At 40.3% G+C, this 23037-nt stretch carries 23 protein-coding genes and 1 pseudogene; 16 read left to right on the forward strand and 8 right to left on the reverse strand.

From position 1 onward, the window contains the following. Positions 1-58 precede the first annotated feature (58 nt). The 3 genes from CPBP_RS03900 to rsmG form a co-directional block, all read right to left on the reverse strand. Complete coding sequence (locus CPBP_RS03900; protein ID WP_350331557.1) at positions 59-955, reverse strand: ParB/RepB/Spo0J family partition protein; 897 nt, start codon at positions 953-955, stop codon at positions 59-61. Then, complete coding sequence (locus tag CPBP_RS03905; protein WP_350331558.1) at positions 948-1742, reverse strand: ParA family protein; 795 nt, start codon at positions 1740-1742, stop codon at positions 948-950. Before CPBP_RS03905 ends, CPBP_RS03900 begins: the two co-directional genes overlap by 8 nt. A gap of 71 nt (positions 1743-1813) precedes the next feature. Beyond that, positions 1814-2380: a 16S rRNA (guanine(527)-N(7))-methyltransferase RsmG gene (gene rsmG, locus CPBP_RS03910; RefSeq protein WP_350331559.1), complete on the reverse strand. Its 567-nt coding sequence runs from the start codon at positions 2378-2380 to the stop codon at positions 1814-1816. A 109-nt stretch (positions 2381-2489) separates the two neighbouring features. On the opposite strand from rsmG, the gene rpmE reads away from it, so the two are divergent. From rpmE to CPBP_RS03975, 13 genes and pseudogenes are all read left to right on the forward strand, one after another. After that, the gene (gene rpmE, locus CPBP_RS03915) at positions 2490-2714 is read left to right on the forward strand and encodes a 50S ribosomal protein L31 (RefSeq protein ID WP_350331560.1); all 225 of its coding nucleotides are present in this window, start codon (positions 2490-2492) and stop codon (positions 2712-2714) included. Between the two features lie 107 nt (positions 2715-2821). Next, complete coding sequence (locus tag CPBP_RS03920; RefSeq protein ID WP_350331561.1) at positions 2822-3865, forward strand: phosphoserine transaminase; 1044 nt, start codon at positions 2822-2824, stop codon at positions 3863-3865. A gap of 125 nt (positions 3866-3990) precedes the next feature. Beyond that, positions 3991-4977, forward strand: coding sequence for an ABC transporter substrate-binding protein (locus CPBP_RS03925; RefSeq protein WP_350331562.1), 987 nt, complete (start codon positions 3991-3993; stop codon positions 4975-4977). Positions 4978-5001: 24 nt separating this feature from the next. Next, on the forward strand, positions 5002-6129 hold the full coding sequence (locus CPBP_RS03930) for an ABC transporter ATP-binding protein (protein ID WP_350331563.1): 1128 nt from the start codon (positions 5002-5004) through the stop codon (positions 6127-6129). Next, a complete protein-coding gene (locus CPBP_RS03935; protein ID WP_350331564.1) occupies positions 6129-7064 on the forward strand; it encodes an ABC transporter permease subunit in 936 nt (311 codons plus the stop codon). Before CPBP_RS03930 ends, CPBP_RS03935 begins: the two co-directional genes overlap by 1 nt. Next, on the forward strand, positions 7057-7866 hold the full coding sequence (locus tag CPBP_RS03940; protein WP_350331565.1) for an ABC transporter permease: 810 nt from the start codon (positions 7057-7059) through the stop codon (positions 7864-7866). Before CPBP_RS03935 ends, CPBP_RS03940 begins: the two co-directional genes overlap by 8 nt. A 50-nt stretch (positions 7867-7916) precedes the next feature. Next, on the forward strand, positions 7917-8600 hold the full coding sequence (locus CPBP_RS03945; RefSeq protein WP_350331566.1) for an alpha/beta hydrolase: 684 nt from the start codon (positions 7917-7919) through the stop codon (positions 8598-8600). 1 nt (position 8601) lies between these two features. Next, positions 8602-9552, forward strand: a complete 951-nt coding sequence (gene mdh, locus CPBP_RS03950) for a malate dehydrogenase (protein ID WP_350331567.1) — start codon at positions 8602-8604, stop codon at positions 9550-9552. A gap of 6 nt (positions 9553-9558) precedes the next feature. Then, entirely contained in the window at positions 9559-10722 is a 1164-nt protein-coding gene (sucC, locus tag CPBP_RS03955) for an ADP-forming succinate--CoA ligase subunit beta (protein ID WP_350331568.1), read from the forward strand. Between the two features lie 3 nt (positions 10723-10725). Further along, positions 10726-11601, forward strand: a complete 876-nt coding sequence (gene sucD / locus CPBP_RS03960) for a succinate--CoA ligase subunit alpha (protein ID WP_350331569.1) — start codon at positions 10726-10728, stop codon at positions 11599-11601. Next, positions 11598-14354: a 2-oxoglutarate dehydrogenase E1 component gene (locus tag CPBP_RS03965; protein ID WP_350331570.1), complete on the forward strand. Its 2757-nt coding sequence runs from the start codon at positions 11598-11600 to the stop codon at positions 14352-14354. The genes sucD and CPBP_RS03965 overlap by 4 nt, the downstream gene beginning before the upstream one ends. Before the next feature lies 1 nt (position 14355). After that, entirely contained in the window at positions 14356-15510 is a 1155-nt protein-coding gene (gene odhB / locus CPBP_RS03970) for a 2-oxoglutarate dehydrogenase complex dihydrolipoyllysine-residue succinyltransferase (RefSeq protein ID WP_350331571.1), read from the forward strand. Positions 15511-15737: 227 nt separating this feature from the next. Continuing rightward, positions 15738-15904 (forward strand): annotated as a pseudogene (locus CPBP_RS03975) (IS1595 family transposase); the annotation flags it as partial. Between the two features lie 146 nt (positions 15905-16050). Here CPBP_RS03975 and CPBP_RS03980 read toward each other — a convergent pair. The 5 genes from CPBP_RS03980 to CPBP_RS04000 all read right to left on the reverse strand — a co-directional run bounded on the left by CPBP_RS03980 (position 16051) and on the right by CPBP_RS04000 (position 20689). Further along, positions 16051-18009: an acetoacetate--CoA ligase gene (locus CPBP_RS03980; RefSeq protein ID WP_350331572.1), complete on the reverse strand. Its 1959-nt coding sequence runs from the start codon at positions 18007-18009 to the stop codon at positions 16051-16053. A gap of 42 nt (positions 18010-18051) precedes the next feature. Further along, positions 18052-19437: an MFS transporter gene (locus CPBP_RS03985; RefSeq protein ID WP_350331573.1), complete on the reverse strand. Its 1386-nt coding sequence runs from the start codon at positions 19435-19437 to the stop codon at positions 18052-18054. Between the two features lie 65 nt (positions 19438-19502). Further along, complete coding sequence (locus CPBP_RS03990) at positions 19503-19739, reverse strand: hypothetical protein (RefSeq protein ID WP_350331574.1); 237 nt, start codon at positions 19737-19739, stop codon at positions 19503-19505. A 15-nt stretch (positions 19740-19754) separates the two neighbouring features. Beyond that, positions 19755-20036 (reverse strand): hypothetical protein, encoded by a 282-nt coding sequence (locus CPBP_RS03995; protein WP_350331575.1) that lies wholly within the window; start codon positions 20034-20036, stop codon positions 19755-19757. Between the two features lie 320 nt (positions 20037-20356). Further along, complete coding sequence (locus CPBP_RS04000; protein WP_350331576.1) at positions 20357-20689, reverse strand: hypothetical protein; 333 nt, start codon at positions 20687-20689, stop codon at positions 20357-20359. Positions 20690-21150: 461 nt separating this feature from the next. Between CPBP_RS04000 and CPBP_RS04005 the strand changes: the two genes are divergently transcribed. From CPBP_RS04005 to ruvA, 3 genes are read left to right on the forward strand one after another with little or no spacing between them, the layout of a single operon-like run. Then, entirely contained in the window at positions 21151-21900 is a 750-nt protein-coding gene (locus CPBP_RS04005) for a YebC/PmpR family DNA-binding transcriptional regulator (RefSeq protein WP_350331577.1), read from the forward strand. Between the two features lies 1 nt (position 21901). Beyond that, positions 21902-22393 (forward strand): crossover junction endodeoxyribonuclease RuvC, encoded by a 492-nt coding sequence (gene ruvC / locus CPBP_RS04010; RefSeq protein ID WP_350331578.1) that lies wholly within the window; start codon positions 21902-21904, stop codon positions 22391-22393. Then, positions 22390-22992: a Holliday junction branch migration protein RuvA gene (ruvA, locus tag CPBP_RS04015; RefSeq protein WP_350331579.1), complete on the forward strand. Its 603-nt coding sequence runs from the start codon at positions 22390-22392 to the stop codon at positions 22990-22992. Before ruvC ends, ruvA begins: the two co-directional genes overlap by 4 nt. The last annotated feature ends 45 nt before the right edge of the window (positions 22993-23037 follow it).

A 23037-nucleotide genomic window follows, 5' to 3' on the forward strand; every position in this document is an offset into this window, starting at 1 on the left:
CGACAAAACCCGAATAGGGCTTGGTTTAGAATGGAACATCGACTTCTGATCGAACAGTCTAGATCATATCTTTCTGAGAATTTACAGAAAGCTTTTCTACGCAAAGGTCCAATATTTCAAAATTTTTACATTCAATCGTAAGGGTCGGTTTGTCGTTAATAATAGAAATCTTTACAGGGCTCTGCAATACCTCAGATAGGTGTGACTGCACGGCCAAAGTATCAACATCGTCATAAGGTTCAAATTTTGTTGCTCGTTTTGGGATTGTTCTTGGTGCTAGATTTTTACGAGACTTTATTCGCTGCTCCGTGTCTCTCACACTTAATGAATTATGAACGATTTCTTGAACAAAACTTTCTTGCTCTGCTGCACTTAATCCCACCAAGGCTCTTGCATGACCGGCGGAAATTCCATTTGACCGTACAATTTCTTTGATTTTATCATCAAGCGAATTTAATCGTAAAATATTGGATATGTAACTGCGGCTTTTTCCTAAAACCTGTGCTAACTCTTCATGAGTATAATTATAATCGCATCTTAACTTTTCATAAGATTCCGACTCTTCAATTGGGGTTAAGTTTTCTCGCTGAATATTTTCAATAATTGCATAATGCAAAACTTCTTTATCTGAGGCTTCTTTTACAATAACAGGGATGAACCTTAGCCCCGCTTTTTTACAAGCTCTCCAACGTCGTTCTCCCGCGATTATTTCATAAGAATCTTCATTTGTTTGGCGCACAATAATTGGCTGCAAGACTCCATTTTGGCGAATTGAATTTGCTAATTCGTCTAACTCAACTTCTGAAAAGTGTTTTCGTGGTTGAAATGGACACGGAGTAATATGATCCACATTTACTTGAAAGATGTCTTGCCCAGAACTATTGGATGATGATGAGATCTCGGGCCCCAATAATGATGAAAGCCCCGTGCCTAATCCTGATTTTTTCTTATCCATTATTTTCTCTCTCTCCTAAGATTAGACGCTCACGATCTAAAAACTCTTTGGCTAGTTGTACATATGATTGAGACCCCGGGCACTTATAATTATAAAGTAAGACAGGCTTCCCAAACGATGGAGCCTCTGATACCTTAACATTTCTGGGAACCACTGTTGCATATACAAGCTCTTTAAAATGTTCTCGCACTTCGGATTCAACGTGTACACTTAGATTACTTCGTCTATCGGCCATCGTCAAAACAATTCCTTGAATGCCCAATTGTTTATTAAAGTTTTGCTGAATTCTTTGAATGGTTTTTAACAATTGTGCCAATCCTTCCATCGCATAAAACTCACATTGTGTAGGTATCAAAACACTATTACATGCCACAAGTGAATTAATTGTTAGCAATCCCAACGTTGGGGGAGTATCAATAAAAACATAATCGAAGTCAGAAAATTCATTTTGTATAACATTTCTTAATAAATATTCTCGATTTTCCATGTTTGAAATTTCCACTGCAAACGCCGAAAGATCATTGTTAGCCGGTATAATATATAATCCAGGAACCTCAGTTCCTTGAATTGCATCACGAGAGCTGACCTTATTTAGAAATATAGAATAGCTATTCAGCTTTCTTTTTGAAGGGCTAATTCCAAAACCAGTAGATGCATTCCCTTGGGGATCCAAATCTATTAATAATATCTTTTTAGGTATGGTACTTAAGGCGGTTGCTAAATTGACTGCCGTTGTTGTTTTGCCAACCCCGCCTTTTTGGTTTGCTACTGTGATTACTTTTGTCATTTTATTTTGATAAATCCCCATTCACTTAATAATCTTAAGATAGCAGATTTATGTTTCACGTGAAACAATTTTTAATATCGATATTGAATAATATATGAATTTGGTTGAATAGGGCTTTTTATTTTATGAAAGCGATCAGACGAAATGTCTGAAAGCTCAATATCAACATTCTCTCCTTTTAAAAACAATCCTATAGAATGATCTTTTGATATTAAGTGTTTTGAAATACTAATTAATGTAGACAAAGAAGCAACCCCTCTAGAGCAAACAATATCAAATGTTTCACGTGAAGCAAATTGCTCAATTCTAGAACATACAATTTTTGCCTGTGTATTTGTTTCACGTGAAACATTTTCTAGAAACACACATTTTTTTTGATCAGAATCTATCAAGGTTACATTAAACCCACACATAGCCAAAATCATGCCCGGAAATCCCGCACCCGTTCCCAGATCAACAATTTTATCTGTCTTGTTTAAAAATGGTAAAAGCTGCAGAGAATCATTAAAGTGTCGCAGCCTAATGCTTGACAACGTGCTTTTCGCCACCAGATTTAGACTTGTTGACCATTTTTGCAGCAAGCTTTCATATATATCAAGTTTGTGATTTAGATCCGGATACTGCTCATAATAAGACATAAAAAACCTCAAGAAAACGATACAAAATTAATTGAAAAATAACCTTGTTGTCAAGGGAAATAATTGCTAATATGGCTTAGATTATTTTAATAATTTTTTGGAGAAAACTATGAAAAAACAAGGACATCCCGACTATCATAAAATCACTGTGACGATGACAGACGGATCAACATTTGAAACACGATCAACCTGGGGCAAAGAAGGCTCTAAGCTAAGCTTGGATGTAGACCCTCTTTCTCATCCAGCGTGGACTGGTGGTGGTGTAAAGTTATTGGATACAGACGGTCAATTAGGTCGATTCAAAAAGCGTTTCGACGTTTTCAAACTATCTTAATACCGCTAGAAAGTTGCACAACACATATGAAGCAGCCTGATAGAAAACCTTTGGACCCTCACTTTTGTTCCGGTCCCTGTGCAAAAATTCCCGGATGGGAGGTCGGAATGCTATCCAATGCGATGATAGCACGATCTCACAGATCCAAAGATGGTCAGGCTGCAATCAAACTAATGCTCGACAAAACTAAAGAAGTTTTGGAAATCCCTCAAGATTATATGATTGCTTTAACTGCAGGATCTGCAACTGGTGCCATCACCATGGCGATGTGGAATTTTTTGGGCGAACGCCCAGTTGATATGCTGGCTTGGGATATTTTTGGAAAACGCTGGGTCAGCGACGTTAAAGGACTAAACATTCCCACGAATGTATATGAAGCGCCACTTGGAGAAATGCCAGACCTGTCTCTGATTAATGCTAATAATGATTTGATGTTTGTATGGAACGCCACCTCTACAGGATCCAGTATTGGCGACCTTGAATGGTATACCCCTGGTCAAGGACTTACAATTTGCGATGCGACTTCGGCGGCATTTTGTGTAAAGTTACCTTGGGACAAACTAGACGTTGCATGTTTTTCGTGGCAAAAAGGCATGGGGGGTGAAGCTGCCCATGGATTAATTGTTCTAAGTCCAAAAGCAATTGCTCAGCTTGAACGCTATACTCCAAAATGGCCAGTTCCGTATATTTTCAATTTAAAAAATGCAGCCGGACTCCGAACAGATTTATTTGACGGTGTAGTCATTAACACCCCATCAATGCTGTGTTTAGAAGATTACATGCAAAGTTTGAATTGGGCAGAACACAATGGTGGTCTAACGTTTTTAACAAATCGATCTCAACAAAACTACAACGCCGTTCAGTCATGGATGCAAAATCGTCCTTGGGCACAACCTTTGGTAAGACAAGAAAAACATCGATCAACCGCAAATTCTTGTATCCAATTATTAAAAAATGGTGTGCCTATTGATGATGAAGCTATTTTAAAAATAACTCAAATTCTATCAAGCGAAAACGTGGCCTTTGATATTAAAGGGTTTAAAGGAACACCCGCTAATTTAAGAATCTGGACTGGACCAACGATTGAAACCTCTAATATTGAAATCTTATTAGAATGGTTGGATTGGATTCACGCCGAATATCTACAATGATAAATCGCACCTATATTTTTATTGCTTCAATTTGCCTCATCTTTTTTGCTGGTCTTTATTATTCAGTTTTTCTACTTCACAAACAAACCACATCAAAACACACCCAACTAACCATATATACCTGGATGGATTTTATCCCACCTGAGTTGCAAAAAAAGTTTGAAGACAAAACAGGCATCAAACTACACATCGATTATATAGACTCCGATGAAGGGTTGGAGGCAAAACTGCTCACTGGGAAAGCCGAATACGATATTGTTTATCCGTCGACTCCATACGTATTTCGTCATATGAAACTAGGATTGTATGCCCCTTTGTCTTTAGAAAAAATTCCAAACATCCAATATGTGGACAAAGATTTCTTGAACGATTTTAAAACAGGGTCGACTTTATATTCGATTCCATATCTATGGGGAACTAGTGGCTTTGCTTATAACACACAAACTTTTAACTCTATTTTTCCAAACGAAACTATCGATAGTTGGGCATATGTTTTTGACCCAAAGAAACTAAAAAAAATAGCTAAAAAGGGAGTGTCATCAACGTCCTGCGGCAATGAATTGTTTTGTGCTATTGGCTTTTGGCAGAATTTCCGACCTCAGGTGTCTACGCTAAAAACAATCGATATCATCACTCAGATTGCGAATCAAGCCAGACCTTATTGGAGAGTTTTTTTATCTTCAGAATCTGCAATTCAAGCATTGGGATCCGGTGAAGTTGCCATTGCGTTTATGTGGAACGGTGATGCCTTAATGGCACAGCAGCTTGGGGCCCTTCACAATAAAAAAATCCAATATGTTATTCCAAAAGAAGGCTCTCTTAAATGGATCGATGAGTTAGCTATCCCACACAATGCCCCCAATTACGAAGCCGCACATACGTTAATAAACTTTTTGTTGGAACCAGAACATATGGCCCTTGTAACAAACTATGTGCGTTTTGCAAACACGTGTGCTAAATCAAAAAATTTTATTCGCCCCGACATTCTAGAGAATAAAATTATTTATCCCGATGAATCGGTTATGAAAACTCTTGCTATTGATACGCACGCCAATCCACAGCTTGAGCGTACAATTAATCGACATTTTTTTAAAATTCTTGTAGGATACTAATCAACACGTTAAGGAAAGTTGGTTGTGGAAAAAAATCGAATCGAGCCCTGGCAATCTTTTGATGAAGTTCCTCAAATACAAATTGAAGGAATATCAAAACGATATGGAAATTTCCCAGCGCTTAGAAAATTAGATCTTGAGATTTACAAAGGTGAGTTTTTCTCCTTACTAGGCAGTTCGGGATGTGGAAAAACAACTCTGCTTAGAATCTTGGGCGGCTTCGAATCTCCATCACAAGGGCGCATCTTAATTGACGGAATTGATATTACAAAACTTCCCCCATACAAACGCCCCATCAATATGATGTTTCAATCCTATGCTTTATTTCCTCATATGACGGTTGAAGAAAATGTAGCCTTTGGATTAAAGCAAGAAAACCTATCTAAAAAAGAAATTATTAATCGCGTCGATCATTATTTAGAATTGGTCGATATGATTGATCTGCGAAAACGCAAGCCTGATCAACTTTCAGGTGGTCAACGTCAACGAGTTGCTCTTGCACGTTGCTTAGCAAAACAACCTCGGGTACTTTTGCTGGACGAGCCTATGGCTGCGCTAGATAAACGCCTGAGAGAAAAAACACAGTTTCAACTTGTGAACATTCAGGAAAAAGTTGGCATCACGTTTATCATGGTCACTCATGATCAAGAAGAAGCCATGACTATGTCTACCCGATTAGGCATTATGCGTGGTGGTCAAATATTGCAGGTGGGAACTCCAAAAGAAATTTATGAATATCCAAACTCTCAATATGTTGCAACATTCATTGGTAATGCAAACGTGTTAGACGGGGTTGTAATCGAAACCCATCAGAATCATTCCATCATTCGAAACGATGCGAACGATTGTATGATTTATGTTTCTCCGGCTTCAAATGCAGCAGCCGACTCCTTGGCTCATGTATCAGTCCGACCTGAGAAAATATTAATTTCCAAAGAACCGTTTGAGGTTGAATACAATATCTTAACTGGAATTGTTGATGAAATTGCATATTGGGGTGATGTTTCGATGTATCACATTCAGCTTGCTTCAAAACAAATCATTCAGGTAATGGTGCCAAACTTATTGCGTGGGGCAGATCGCCCCATTACCTGGAATGACAAGGTATATTTGCATTGGAAGCCTCAAAATGGCGTTTTATTGGTAAGTTAATGAATAAAAAAAACTCTCAATTAATACGCATAAAAAACTGGGCCGCCATATTCAAGCCCAACGAAAAATACGTATTAATTCTGCCATACATTTGGTGTGTTTTATTTCTTTTGATTCCATTTTTAATTTTGTTAAAAATCAGCTTATCTGATTACATATTTGGAACACCACCTTTCAGCCCTGTTTTTGAATGGGTTGATCAACGGTATTTGCGAATTCAATTATTTTTTTCAAACTATGAATTCTTTTTCAAAGACTTTCTTTATATTAGGGTTTACATTGAATCGATTTTGATGGCGCTGGTTTCAACTTGCATCGCAACCATCATTTCATACCCCTTTGCGTATGCTATACATAAATCATCTCCTGCTATAAAAACCTTATTAATCCTCTTAATTGTTTTGCCATTTTATACTTCGTTTCTATTGCGCGTATATGCATGGGTTGGGTTATTAAATGCGCAAGGTGGTATCAACGGTCTCTTAATATGGATTGGTATCATCGATGAACCACTGAAACTGTTATATACAAAGTTCGCAGTTGTAATCGGTATTGTCTACTGTTACTTACCTTTTATGATCTTGCCCCTGTATGTGTCTTTAGACAAAATGGATCGCGAATGTTTGGAGGCCGCCTATGATCTTGGATGTCACCCTATTAAAGCCTTTTTCACAATCACCGTTCCATTGACTAAAAATGGATTGTTTGCGGGTTTCATATTAATGTTTATTCCTGCGATTGGGGAATTTGTAATTCCAGAAATTTTAGGGGGCGCCAATACATTAATGATCGGTCGCATCGTTTGGAATGAATTTTTTAATAATCATGATTGGCCATTTGCTGCATCGATCGCAATTTTAATGTTTTTCTTTGTGGTCATACCCTTAAATTATCTTCAAAAATCAGCATCAAATAAGGATACAAACGATGAATAGTCGAATATTACGTATCAATATTCTATTATTTGGGTATGCTTTTCTTTATGTGCCACTTGCCTTGATTATTGTGTTTTCATTTAACAGCACTCGCAGCATTTACGGTTGGGAATCATTTTCACTTCGATGGTATAGCGAACTTAGCAAAAATACAGCTATTCTTGAAAGCGTATGGAACAGTCTTAAAATTGCAACAGTCTCTGCTACATTTGCAATGATTATTGGAACATTTGCTGCATTCAGTTTAGTCAGAATTCATAAATTTAAAGGTCGCAAACTATTTGAAACCATTATTAACATGCCACTAATTATCCCCGAAGTTGTAACAGGGTTGTCTTTATTATTGTTTTTTGTGTCTGTACAACACATTTTTGGAATTAATATTCACTATGGAATTCCAACAATCAGCATCGCACATATCACTCTGGGTATTGCTTATGTCGTTGTCATTGTAAAGTCCAGACTAAAAGAGGTAGATATTTCGTTAGAAGAAGCAGCGATGGACTTAGGTGCAAAGCCACTGACCGTTTTCACAGATATTACGCTACCCATTATTGCTCCCGCTTGCCTTGCTGGATGGTTTTTAGCGTTTGCCCTATCATTCGACGATGTTGTAATTGCAAGCTTTGTTTCATCTCCTGAATCAACAACATTACCCATGGTGATTTTTTCAACATTACGCACAGGCGGGCTAAGCCCACAAATTAATGCCTTGGCAACGATTATGATTTCTATCTCTACCCTGTGTGTCATAATTGCCGCAGCTATCGCGTATCAACGACAAAAATATTTATCTAAATAAGCGATGTTTAAATAAAAATTAATCCACATCTGCTATCAATAGGAGCACAAATGAATACCGGAGACACTATGTTAAGACCCTTAAAACATTTAACGGGACCCATCCAACGAACAAAGTTAGATTGCCCCCCAGAACAATTATTTATTTTTTTACACGGCTGGGGCGCCGATGGTCAGAATTTATTAGATATCGCTTTGTCGTTATCCCATGATTTTCCAAAAGCAGAATTTCATCTTCCAAACGCACCGCACCCTTGTGAAGCAAATATTAAAGGATATCAATGGTTCAGTTTGTCTGATGAATCTCAAGAAGCTCTTTTGTCGGGGGTAGAAGACGCGGCAAAAATCACAGAACACTACATTCGTGAGCACACTCAGCATGCTCATCTAGATTATAAAAATGTAATCTTGCTTGGATTCTCTCAAGGTGCAATGTTAGCAAAACATTTGGCGCTCACAAGACCAAATCTATGTGGAGTTGTCGCTGCGTACTCCGGAAAACTTGTCGGCATACCCGAAGTGCTTTCTGAAGAAAAAGTTCCTGTGATTTTAATTCATGGTGATGACGATCTTGTGATTCCAGTCGAAGCAATGGTAGAATCATATCATCTATTAAAAGAATTAGGTGTACCAGCCGATGCCTATCGCATGGCAGAGTTAGCTCATGGCATTAATCAAGCGGGTCTAGAACTGGGGCATCGTTTTATAAAAGAACACATAGGATTTGAAAAATAAAATGTCATTCAAAAAGAAAATAGCCCTTATCGGCGCAGGCAATATCGGTGGAACGTTAGCTTTTTTATGTGGTCTAAAAGAACTTGGCGATGTTGTCATTTATGATATCGCCGAAGGAATTCCCCAAGGCAAAGCTCTTGATATCTCTCAATCTTTGGGTGTCGAAGGATGCAATGCAAACATCAAAGGATCCAACGATTACACTGATATTGCAAATGCAGACGTTGTGATTATTACTGCCGGCAGCCCCAGAAAACCTGGAATGAGCCGCGATGATCTATTATCCATCAATGCAAAAGTAATGGATGATGTAGGCACTGCTGTAAAACAATACGCACCCAACGCATTTGTAATTGTTGTGACAAATCCATTAGACGCAATGGTCGCAAGGTTTCAACAGACCTCTGGATTGCCCCCTCTCCGTGTTGTCGGAATGGCGGGCGTATTAGACTCTGCCAGGTTCAGACTCTTTGTCGCACAAGCCCTGAATGTATCCGTTGAAACTGTAACAGCCTTTGTCCTGGGTGGACATGGCGATACTATGGTGCCTGTTATTGGCGCCTCCACAGTTTCTGGAATCTCATTAACAACCCTTATAAAAATGGGGTTACTTTCTCAATCAAAATTGGATGAGATCATTGAACGCACGAGAAACGGTGGCGCAGAAATTGTATCTTTATTAAAAACAGGTTCCGCATTTTATGCGCCTGCTGCCGCAGCAATCGCAATGGCAGAATCTTATCTAAAAGATCAACGTCAAATTTTCCCCTGTGCTGCATATGTAAGTGGAAAATATGGATTGAATGGTATGTACGTGGGCGTACCCATTATCATCGGATCCAACGGTGTCGAAGACATTATTGAGATTCCGCTAACCTCTGATGAAAAAGCAAGCTTTGATAAATCAGTCACCTCCGTTAATGAGTTAATGGACGCCATGAAAACAATGTAGGATGATATGAACATTCACGAACACCAAGCAAAAGACTTATTGCGTCAATACGGAATCAATATTCCAGAAGGCAAAGTCATTTTTAACACCAACGAAATTGAACTCGCCATTGCCTCATTCAACGCTCCAGTCTTGGTTGTGAAAGCACAAATCCATGCCGGTGGACGCGGCAAGGGTGGTGGCGTAGAAGTTTCGAAAACTCCAGCTGATGCAAATACCTACGCCCAAGCAATGCTAGGTATGAACTTGGTTACAAAACAAACCGGGGCTTCGGGAAAACGTGTTCAACGTGTATATATCGAACCTGGGGTCAATATCAAAAAAGAACTCTACCTCAGTTTTGTAATTGATCGTGAAACTTCCAACATCACGATCATCGCATCAACAGAAGGCGGTATGGATATTGAAGAAGTCGCTGAAAAACATCCCGACAAAATTATCAAAGTACCCATCAATCCAGTTACTGGATTCCAACCGTTTCATGGTCGACGCTTAGCAAAAGGATTAAAACTACCGCTGAATGCAAAAGACGGAATTGGATCCTTATGCCAAAAATTGTTTAGATTGTTTGTGGAAAAAGATCTCGCAATGCTTGAGATCAATCCCCTTGTTATCACATCCGATGATGCGCTAATTCCTTTGGATGCAAAAATCAGCTTTGATGACAACGCCCTGTTTCGCCACCCCGATATTCAAGCCCTCAGAGATCTTACCGAAGAAGATCCAAAAGAAATCGCAGCCTCAAAATTCGATTTAAACTATGTATCTCTTGATGGCAACATCGGCTGCATGGTCAATGGCGCTGGTCTTGCCATGGCAACCATGGACATCATCAAACTTCACGGTGGTGAACCTGCAAACTTTCTAGATGTGGGCGGTGGGGCAACCAAAGAAAAAGTTCAAGCTGCCTTTAAAATTATTTTATCTGATCCTGCTGTCAGGGGAATATTGGTCAATATTTTTGGAGGGATCATGCGGTGTGATGTGATCGCTCAGGGTATTGTTGATGCTGCGCATGAAATGGAAATTCATGTTCCCGTCGTGGTGCGATTACAAGGTACAAATGTTGATCTAGGAAAAGACATTCTGACACGTTCAAACTTAAATCTGCATACCGTCGATTCGCTCACTGATGCAGCAACAACTATCGTCAACGCAGTAAAAGGATAACCCATGGCAATACTCATTAACAAAAATACTCGAGTCATCTGCCAAGGATTCACCGGATCTCAGGGTACCTTTCATAGCGAACAAGCCATTGCCTATGGCACTAAAATGGTCGGCGGCGTCACCCCCGGGAAAGGGGGCGAAACACATTTAGGGCTTCCTGTTTTCGATACTGTACTGGACGCAAAAAAAGCAACCGATGCAGATGCAACTGTCATTTACGTACCTGCACCCTACGCAGCCGATGCAATTCTTGAAGCGATTGATGCTGGCATAGAACTCATCATTTGTATTACTGAGGGCATACCCGTGCAAGACATGTTAAACGTTCATGCCGCATTACAAAACTCAACCAGCAAACTCATCGGACCCAACTGTCCAGGAATCATTACACCCGGTGAATGTAAAATTGGAATCATGCCTGGCTTCATTCACAAGCCCGGTCGCATTGGTGTTGTTTCCAGATCAGGAACATTAACCTATGAAGCTGTTGATCAATTAACAAAACTTGGTCTTGGACAATCTACGTGCGTTGGAATTGGTGGCGATCCCATTCACGGATTAACATTTACAGACGTCATCTCATTATTTTTTGATGACCCAAACACCGATGCTGTGGTAATGATTGGTGAAATAGGTGGATCAGAGGAAGCCGCTGCCGCAGATTTTATTCGCAATCACCAAACACCAAAACCAGTGATTGGATTTATTGCAGGTCGGACAGCTCCTCCAGGTCGTCGCATGGGACACGCCGGTGCAATTATTTCTGGTGGTAATGATACTGCCGAAGGCAAAACAATCTACCTAACTGAGGCTGGGGTACACATGGCGAATTCACCCGCCGATATTGGACAGAAAGTAAAAGACGTTTTAAGATCATGAATAAAGAAATTTCAGACAGCTCATTTTTAAATGCTGAAAATGCATTATATGTCGCCGACATTTTTAAACGCTATGTTGCAAATTCAACAGACGTATCTCCACAATGGCAATCGTTCTTTCAGCAATTAAATGACACCGAAAAATCTGTTTTGTTAGATTTATCCCGTGGATCAACGTACGTCAAACCCAAAGCATCTTCGTCTGCGAAACCCTCCGTCACGCAAGATATAAAAGAAACCGAACTATCATTAAAAGCATCCACCATTGCCGATGCCTATCGACGTTGGGGGCACTATGCCGCAACCCTAGATCCGTTAGGATTAACTCTTCCCAAAGGTCACCCTGGGTTAAATACAAAAGCCCATACAGTATCCGAGGCTGATTTAGACCAACCCATCCAAGGTTTCAAATTAGGCCGCAGAGATACCTTGCGTGGGATCATCGAACAGTTATCAAAAGTATACTGTGATAAATCTGCCTATGAATATATGCACATTCCAAATTTGGATGAAACCAATTGGATTAAGCGTAGGCTTGAAACGGCTCCCTTTGCATTAACCGAAGACGACGAAATTGAAGTTTTTGAATGGTTAGTCAAAGCAGAATTATTTGAACATTTCTTAGCCAAAAAATTCCCCGGTGCAAAACGTTTCGGTATCGAAGGGTGCGACGCATTGATCCCAATGCTACATGATATCTTAACGCGCGCGGCTGCAGATGAATTAGGAAATGCTGTAATTGGTATGGCACACCGCGGTCGTCTAAACACGTTATACAATATTATGGGTCGCCCCTATGAAGAAGTGTTTGCAAAGTTCATGAACAAATCTCCCAACCATTATGGAAAAATGGGTGACGTAAAATATCACGTGGGCGGCAGCGTTGATGTAATGTTACACGACAAACCTCTCCATGTATCATTACTCTATAACCCTTCTCACCTAGAAGCCATCAACCCCGTTGTCATGGGCAACGTTTGGGCAAAACAACACGATGGCACACCCAACGCACTTGGAATTTTGGTTCATGGTGATGCTGCATTTGCAGGGCAGGGAGTCAACGCCGAAACATTATTAATGAGCCAAGTTAACGGATACTCTGTCGGCGGTATGATCCACATCATCACCAACAATCAGGTTGGCTTTACCGCAAATCCATCAGAAACACGATCAACTGACTATGCATCCGATCTTGCAAAATCAGTCAATGCTCCTGTATTTCATGTGAATGCCGATGACATTGAATCTTGTATTTTTGTATCGTGGCTTGCATATTCATACCGTCAAGAATTCAAAAAAGATGTGATTATTGATTTGGTTGGATATCGCCGCTATGGTCATAACGAAGGTGACGAACCCAATTTTACTCAACCTGTAATGTATGGAAAGATAAAATCGCACAAGTCCGTATTAAACCAATATGAACAATTCTTGGTTGAGAAAAAAACACTGACTCAACAACATGCAAACGACATTCGTAAAAAGTATGAATCCAAATTGGTTGCTGCTTATGATCGCGCAGCTGATTGGACATTTGAAAATTATACGTCACACTCAGGTCGCTGGGAAAAAACTCATCCCAACAATCATTCGCAAGAACCAAAAACAGGTGTTGATGAAGCTCTTCTGAAACAAATCGGAACCCATCTATCAACGCCTCCTGAAAACTTTGATCTCAATTCAAAGATTGCTCGTCAATTGGCAACTCGAAAACAGATGATGGAAAGCAGTTCCAATATTGATTGGGCAACGGGTGAATTACTAGCCTATGGCAGCTTACTCATAGAGGGTACTCCCGTGCGAATCAGTGGTGAGGATTGCATCAGAGGAACGTTCTCTCACAGACATGTGGGGCTATACGATCAGACCACAAATGATGTAACTTTCCTCGTCAATCACCTGCCAAATGCAACAGCTCAGCTGAGTGTCTACAACAGCGTCTTATCAGAATACGCTGTCATGGGGTTCGAATATGGGACTGCTCTTGCAAATCCAAATCGCCTCGTCATATGGGAGGCTCAGTTTGGTGACTTCGTCAATGGCGCTCAAATCATCATCGATCAATTCATCGCCTCCGCAGAAACAAAATGGGATTTGTACAACGGTCTGGTATTGTTGTTACCTCATGGATTAGAAGGTCAAGGGCCCGAACATTCATCAGCCCGACCCGAGCGTTTTTTACAACTGTGTGCTGATGACAATATCCAGGTTGCAATTCCAACAACGCCCGCAAACATGTTCCACCTGTTGCGACGTCAAATCCACAGTCCGAATCGCAAGCCATTAATTGTCATGACCCCCAAATCTTTGTTGCGACATAAATTAGCGGTCTCTAACATAAACGACATGTCTACAGGCTCAAAATTTCAACCTGTAATCAATGATTCAAAAGTTGCAATGAAAGCATCAAAGATCGTATTATGCTCGGGCAAAATTTATTATGATTTATTGGAAAATCGATCATCTGATCAAAATATTGCGCTCATTCGCCTTGAACAACTTTATCCATTCCCCGCACAAGAGTTAAGCACAATAATCGCTCAACATCCTGATGCGGAAATCGTCTGGTGTCAAGAAGAGCCAAAAAATATGGGTGCCTGGACACATGTGTTTTTTGCTCTAAAAGACATGGGAATTGACGCAAACTATGTCGGTCGCCCATCCGCTGGATCGCCTGCAACTGGTTATACATCTGTACATCAGGCTGAACAATCCGCTATAATACACGCAGCTTTAACCCCTAAAAGGACTTAAGATGAAAGACATTTTGGTACCCATACTTGGTGAATCCGTAACCGAAGCAACCGTTGGAAAATGGTATATAAATGCTGGTGAATCCATTGAACAAGACGGATTATTAGTAGAATTGGAAACCGATAAAGTCACTCTTGAAGTCAACGCACCCGTGTCAGGCACCTTGAAAGAAATAGCCTTTCCCAAAGGGTCTATTGTCAACCTTGGCGATATTTTAGGTCGCATGGAGGAGGGATCCGAGATTCCAAAAACAACATCTCAGCAGCCCGTAAAAAATCCAGAACCCGCTGCATTACCAGCAGAGAATCCGCCCTCGGTGAAAAAGATGCTCGCTGAAAACAACCTGTCTGCATCCGCTATTCCATCTTCTGGAAAAGATGGTCGCTTAACAAAAACGGATGTTTTACAATTTGTGGCCCCCCCCTCTAAAACCTCCGCAAATCGCCCAAAAACCAACGACAGGGAAGAGCGCGTTACCATGTCCAGACTTCGCAAAAAGATCGCTGAGCGTTTAAAAAACGCTCAAAATACTGCAGCTATTTTAACGACCTTTAACGAAATCGATATGAGCCACGTTATGGATCTTCGCAAACGCTTGCAAGAATCCTTTCAAGCATCCCATGGCGTTAAACTGGGATTCATGTCGTTCTTTTTAAAAGCATGCGTTCAAGCCTTAAAAGAAATCCCAGCTTTAAACGCTGAAATTGACGGCACAGACATCGTCTTTAAACACTATTATGATCTTGGCGTTGCCGTCAGCACAGACCGCGGATTAGTTGTCCCCGTTGTACGAAATGTCGATGAACTTACATTCGCTGATATTGAAAAAGCAATCTCTGACTTGGGCACCAGAGCAAAAGATGGCAAACTTGAAATTAGCGAATTAAACGGTGGAACGTTTAGCATCACCAATGGGGGAACCTTTGGATCCTTGATGTCTACCCCCATCATCAATCCTCCGCAGTGTGGTATTTTAGGCATGCACGCCATTCAAAATCGCCCCGTTGCAATTGGTGACAAAGTCGAAATCCGACCCATGATGTATGTAGCATTATCCTATGATCATCGCTTGGTCGATGGAAAAGAAGCCGTTACGTTTTTGGTGCGCATCAAACAAATGTTGGAAGACCCCGAACGACTTCTTTTAAACGTATAGCCTATTGTCCTGCAACAACCTCATCGTCAGAATCTGGAAGCATTGCGTGAACTTTTCTTTGGTTATTTTATGTTTAGGTGGATAAGACCGGAAGCAGGTCTTACGGGTGAGCCGTGTGGAGTTTCATCGATTTTCAGGTGAGCTCCACTGTTAAGTGGGTCAGACAAACGGGATTACTTTCTAAGGAATCCAGCGTCACGCTGGTGGATGCAGGCACGTTGCCAGACAAGCAAAATCATATCAATGGATAGAGAATTTCTGAAATCAAGCAAAGCGTCATTTGCGTGGCATTAATACTATACCTAGAGAGAGTGTTGAGCTATTTTTGAAGGAATGTGAGTGGCGTTTAATACTCCACAAAATCTCAACTACCCCACTTAAATCAATGGCGTAAGAGCTGTTTGTAATATCTTAACTATACTAGAATAAGTTAATTTGAATATAGGAACGAGGCGAGACATGTACTAAAATGTACATTAGCGACCGAGCAACGCATACTCAGATTATAAGTAGTCAGCTATAGTACAAGCCCAAAAATCTTTATGACTTCTTCAGTTCAGATATGTTCTCAAAAAATATTAAAGCCTCTGGGTTAGCAATAGCATCTTTATTTTTGATTTCTTCACCATGAATGATGCTTCTTACTGCTAACTCTACAATCTTTCCACTTCGCGTTTTTGGAATATCAGGAACGCTAACAATTACATCCGGCACATGCCTACGAGTTGTGTTTTCCAAAATAACGTCTTTAATTCGTTGCTTTAACTCATCCGTTAACGCAAGACCATCTCTTAGCTTTACAAACAACACCACACGCTCATCATGTTCCCACTGCTGACCAATCGCAAAACACTCCAAGACCTCATCGATCTTTTCAACCTGGCGATAAATTTCCGCAGTACCAATTCTAACCCCACCAGGGTTTAAAACGGCATCCGACCGACCATGGAATATCATGCCGTTTTCTGCTGTTAATTCAACATAGTCTCCATGACACCAAATATTATCAAATCGCTCAAAATAGCTGGCTTTATATCGTTTGTTTTCAGGATCATTCCAAAAAAATAAGGGCATTGCTGGAAAAGCACTTTTGCAAACAAGCTCCCCCTTCGTTTCTTTTACAGAATGACCCTGCTCATCAAATACATCGACATCAAGCCCCAACCCTCTGGTTTGCAACTGACCTTGATAAACCGATCCAATCGGATTACCCAATGCAAAACATGATATGATATCTGTTCCACCCGACAGCGAAACCAATTGAACATCCGACTTAACGCTTTTATAAATGTAATCAAAACTTTCGTGAGCCAACGGTGATCCTGTTGACGCAATCGCTCGCAATGTTGTTAGTTTATGAGTGTCTTTAGGTGATAGTTTTAATTTTGCAATAGCATCAATATATTTTGCAGACACTCCAAACAATGTAATCCCAACATCATCAATCATGTCAATTAATATACGCCCCTTGCGAGCAAATGGAGACCCGTCAAACAAAACTAATGTGGCACCACTCGCCAATCCAGTCACCAGCCAATTCCACATCATCCATCCGCATGTCGTAAAATAAAACATCCGATCATTGGGACGAATATCCATGTGCAGCTGATGTTCTTTCAGATGCTGCAACAACGCACCTCCAGCACCATGCACGATACACTTTGGTTTGCCCGTTGTTCCTGATGAAAACATAATAAACAACGGTTGATTAAACGGGAATTTTTGAAACTCAAAGTCTGTTGCGCTTTTGCCAGATATAAAATCTTCCCATCTGATGATTTCATCGGGTAAAGAACTGTTTTCAGAACTACCGACATAATTATAAACAATGGTCTTTTTCAAACAGGGTAACTTAGCTGCAATTTCAGCAACTTTATCTAAAACATTAATTTCTTTGCCGTTATAAAAATAACCATCCGCAGCAAACAAAAATTTCGGCTCTATTTGACCAAAACGATCAAGGGCACCCTCTACTCCAAAATCCGGAGAGCCCGACGACCACACACCACCTAACGCAGCTGTAGCCAACATCGAAATCAAAGCCTCTGGAGTATTTGGAACAAAACCAGCAACACGATCGCCCGGCTTTAATCCGTCCTTTTTTAATGCGGTTGCCAGCATCACCACATTTTCATATAATTCTTTATGACTCAGAGTTTTTGTAACCCGATCTTCCCCATAAAAAATAATGGCAGGATTATCATCTCTTCTACGCAATAAATTTTCTGCAAAGTTTAATTTTACATCAGGAAAAAAGTGCTGTTCCCACATATGCGAGCTATCGATTTTGAAGGCCCCGTGAAGTGGGGTTGAAATAAATCCTGTAAACAGTGCCACAGATTTCCAAAAATCTTCCGGAAAGCTTACAGACCATTCCCACAACTCAGAAAAAGAATTTATGTTTAGATTAAATTTTTCATTAACCGTCCGGATGAATTCCGAAACCTTTGTAGAATGAATATAGCTCTCTGAGGGAACCCAAAGTGGCTTAGCGCTCATTATCTTTTTCCTTAACACCCGATAATTATTTAACCATTTTATTTATGAAAGGTTAACAGCTTCTTTAGAAGGCTCAATTTTATCGTTTTTTTGCATTGATACAACCTTTTTTGTATATCCCAATGTTTTCCAAAAAAAGAAGGCTCCTATTATAGAAGACACGATTAAAATTAAAAACGTTGCTGACCATCCGTAATGCTGAGTAACATATCCTAATAAAACCCCAGACACTATAGAACTTCCAAAATAAGAAAAGAATCCCACAAACCCATTGGCAGCAACAGCGGCTCTTTTACTAGACAAATCAACCGAAGCAGCCCCTGCCATCACTTGCGGTCCAAACAAAACAAATCCAAGCGCTGCCAACAAAATCGTATCTAATCCTGAAGCATTCACAGGTGCCAACCAAAGCGCAGCAAGCAAAATAACCATTCCACCTAAATAAATAACGCCCACCTGTCCTCGTCGACCTTTAAACACCCTGTCCGAAAGCCATCCCGCCACCAATCCTCCAAACGCTCCAGCAAACTCAAATGCTCCCATATTAAATCCTACAGACTTAATTCCCATTCCTTTAGCTTCTTTTAAATATGTTGGAGCCCACGAGCAAAACCCCGTTTTTACAATATAAATAAAAAACGTCGCCAACGAAACATACCACAAGAATTTATTTCTTAAGATTTCGGATAAAATATCCCATCCAACTTGCTGAAAACTAGAACCTGATTGACCCCCTTGCTCTACAGCAAGACCATGACGCTCTTCCATTGAACACAGTCCCAACTCTTTAGGCACCTCTAACGGTAAAGCTAGAATCACTAGTCCAGCGATAATACCAACGACTCCTGGGATTAAGAAAGATGCTCTCCACCCATAGGCCTCAATCAAAAATGTAAAAAAGGCAAACACTAAAAACGATCCCGCTTGGTTAGCCATGCTGACCAACCCCCATCGTGTTCCAAGTTGAGTGGGGCTATACCATTCGCTCATCAGTCGAACACACTGAGGCCAAGCAATGGATTGAAAAAAAGCATTAAACGACCATACAACGCTTAGTGCCCATAAAGCTGATGTTTTAGCAAACAGAATATTCATTAAAGAAGATCCGACCAACCCCAAAGATAAGAAGATTTTTGGTCGCAACAAGTGACCCAAAAAGCCATTTACAAATTTACCAACTCCAAAAACAAATAACGAACACGTCATAATAACGCCGATTTCAGTTTTTGAAAAACCTAACGTGCCCTCAATAAAAGGCATAGCTAATGAGAAATTCTGCCTTACCAAGAAATACATTGTATAACTGATTATCATTAAAACAAGAATACTATGCCCCCACATATCATAGGTGCGATTGTTTGTTTTCAAAAATAATCTAACGTTATTGTCCATAATGTTGCCAATCTGTAAGCGAGAATAATTTAACACTTTTATCACAAAATTGCGATAGGTTTATTATAGAGACAAATATTACAGATTCAAGGCAATTAAAACTAATAAACAACACCTACTTTTACCCATGCCTCAATATCAGTATCGCCGTTCTTATACGATGGAATATTTCGCTCACCTTGAAAAGTTTTCGCAGAGTGATAGGTAACGCCTGCTTGCGCATTCCACAGTTGATTAAAAATGGCTCCCCCATAAATAGATCCGCCAACAGCTTCGGAATTAAAGACCACCTCTACATGAACCAAACTGTCATGAAACGTTGGAAACTTTTTGCGCACACCAACATTAACTCCTCATACCGACTCCTTTAACCCAAACTCAACACTTACAGGAAAAAACAACGTATCATTATTATAACGGTACCCGGAACTTACATTGTATGTTTGTCCTTTTGTTGTAAAATAAAAGGCTACGTTTGGAAGTTTAATATTATAAACTTCCGGTGCATACACACGATTTTCACCCTCTGTAATTGTCTTGTATGTTTGGTAAATATTTGCATAGGTTTGCGCACTTAAGAAATACGAAAGATAAGAATGATTAATAATTTCTTCGTGCGTTAAATCGATGCCCATTTTTTTATAAGCCGAACAAATATATGAGCTATCTTGCCCATCATTATACCCCTTGTTTCTACTTAAAGATGATTGAAATCCAGCCCAAGTCTTATCTCAAAAATATATTCCAACAGTTGTAAAGCGATCACCACCACTATACCAAAGATGATTTTCAACTCTACGCGATTGATCTTGTTGATTGTTTAAACCACCTGCGAAAATCAACACAACTGTCTGTGGCGTAAAAGTCTTCTGTATCCACTTAATAAAGATTACCTCCTTTTGACAATCTCCCTCTGTTTCAAGTTCTGTCCTTCGTTTGTTATCAAGTGGCTTCTCTAAATTTTTTTTATTCCAGCCCCATCAGCTTTAAATTTTGAAACATCATAATGATAGTCAGCGTCTTTAGGCACAAACAATAGATCTCGATTTGGTCTTGGCAAAATAGCAGATCCCATCCATGCAATTGGAACAATCGCGGATATCGCACTTACTCCACCAAGCGTTGAGAAATAATTATCAGACAAACAGTCCCCCACTTTTGTTTTATCAATTCCATTTTGATAAACACTCCAAACCGTCTTACCCGTATTAACAAAGCTTGTATCAACTCCGATTGATCTAAACCGTGTTGAATGTCCAAACGCATGATACGTTGCCATTTGTCCCATAGTTGGACCCCATGTCAGCATACTAAATAGTGAATACAATATTGATCGCCCTACAAAATCAGAAGGATGCCACTCATCGTTTTGCCAGTCATACAAAGCACCCCTCACTTGGCGTAAGTCTAAGTCAAACTCACCAATCGCACGGTTAGAGTTCAAAGAGGGAAGATAGCCAACATCTAAACTGATACTTCTCTTGAGGGGATCTATGTGTTGAGGCTTATTTGGTTTTTGGTCAGGAGAAGAAATCGCCTCCCTCTTGTGGTTTTGCAGAGGCAAACACATTCGTTAATACAACACCAAAAAGCAGTACACTTTTTATAAGTCGGCCCACAGTTTTCTCCTAATAAAAAAATCATCGTAAGCAATTACCCCTCAACTGTCAACAAGGTCAATCTTTTTTTCATTGAGAAATTTTCGTATTTTGATTAAAAATAAAAGACACAATTTTATTGGGATAAATTATGGCCGGTCATTCGCAGTTTAAAAACATCATGCATCGCAAGGGTGCTCAAGATAAAAAAAGAGCAAAGATTTTCACAAAAATACTTCGCGAAATATACGTTGCTGTTAAATCCAGCGGATCGGATCCCAGCAGCAATCCCAAATTACGAGTTGCCTTGATCAGCGCCCGCGAAGCCAACATGCCAAAAGACAACGTTGAACGCGCCATTGCAAAAGCAAGTGGTGAAGACGCCGGCACAGATTACATTGAAACCCGTTATGAGGGCTATGGCCCAGGAGGCGTCGCTGTCATCGTTGAATGCTTAACCGACAACCGCAACCGAACCGCTCCTGAAGTACGGTTCATCTTCTCAAAAGCAGGCGGCAACATGGGCGAATCTGGTAGTGTTAGCTTTATGTTTGATCGATTTGGTTACTTGCGTTATCCCGCAGAAAAACTATCGGCTGACGAAATGTTTGAAGCAGCCCTAGAAGCAGGAGCCGAAAATGTTGAATCCACCGATGAGGGTCACGAAATTTATTGTTCAGTTGACGATTTTGCAACCGTCCGCGACAACCTAACAGCAAAACTTGGCGACCCAGAAAGCGGAAAGCTAATTTGGAAAGCAAAATCTCCTCACGCAATCACAGATCTAGACTCTGCACAAAAATTCATGAAATTCATGGATGCGTTAGAAGACAATGATGATGTGCAAAGTGTTTGGGACAATGCTGACATCCCCAGCGATATTGCAGAAAAGTTGAACTAGATTGATCCGCAGAATTTTAGGATTAGACCCCGGTTTACGTCACACAGGCTGGGGCATCATAGACATTAAAGGCAACCAATTAATTCATGTTGCGCACGGTGTTATATCGTCGTCTGTACAGGCGGAGCTTGCCCATCGTTTGGTGGATCTGTATAAAGGACTTGAAACCATTATACATCAATACACCCCCTTGGAAGCCGCAGTGGAAGAAACATTCGTTAACAACAACCCTGTATCCACGCTAAAACTAGGCATGGCGCGCGGTGTAGTACTAATGACTCCTGCGTTATTTAATTTAACTGTGGCAGAATATCCTGCCAACAAAGTTAAAAAGTCAGTAGTCGGCGTTGGTCATGCAACGAAAGAACAAGTCTCACACATGGTACAGGTTCTACTCCCAAAGGCAGCCCCTGTAAAACTTGATGCAGCCGATGCATTAGCCATTGCCATATGCCATGGTCACCATTCAGTCTATACAAAGGAATTATCATGATCGGAAAACTAACAGGCATCGTCGAACATATTTTAGACGACTCAATCATTTTGAATGTAAATGGCGTTGGATATTTAACAACGGTGCCCGCATACATATTACATCAATCCAAAATTGGCGATCAGATCAGTCTATTTATTGAAACATTAATCCGTCCCGAAATGATAACTCTGTACGGATTCAAAGAATTCAACGAAAAAACACTGTTCCAAAAACTAATGTCTGTTCAAGGAATCGGCGGCCGATCCGCTGCAGCTATTCTCTCTATCATGACCCCCGATCAAATATTAGAATCCATTATCGCCCAAGATGCTGCAGCGTTCAAAAGAGCAGACGGCATCGGCCCAAAAGTCGCCACCAGAATTTTAGTTGAGCTAAAAGATTATGCGTCTAAACAAGACATAGTCATCAGCCATCCAAACATCACATCGAATTCTACCTTGAGTGTTGATGACGCTTTATCCACATTATTACAATTAGGATACAAGCGATATGAAGCTCAACAAGCTCTTCAGAAAATTGTCGCAACAATGCCCGATGCAACAACAGAAACACTTGTTCCTGCGGCTCTAAAATTGTTGGCACGAAACATCTTATAACTTCGACTTATGGTCTTTCGCATCTCTGTCCCATGTATTTCCGGA

The organism is Candidatus Bodocaedibacter vickermanii, assembly GCF_014896945.1.
GTDB classification, from domain to species: domain Bacteria; phylum Pseudomonadota; class Alphaproteobacteria; order UBA6184; family UBA6184; genus Bodonicaedibacter; species Bodonicaedibacter vickermanii.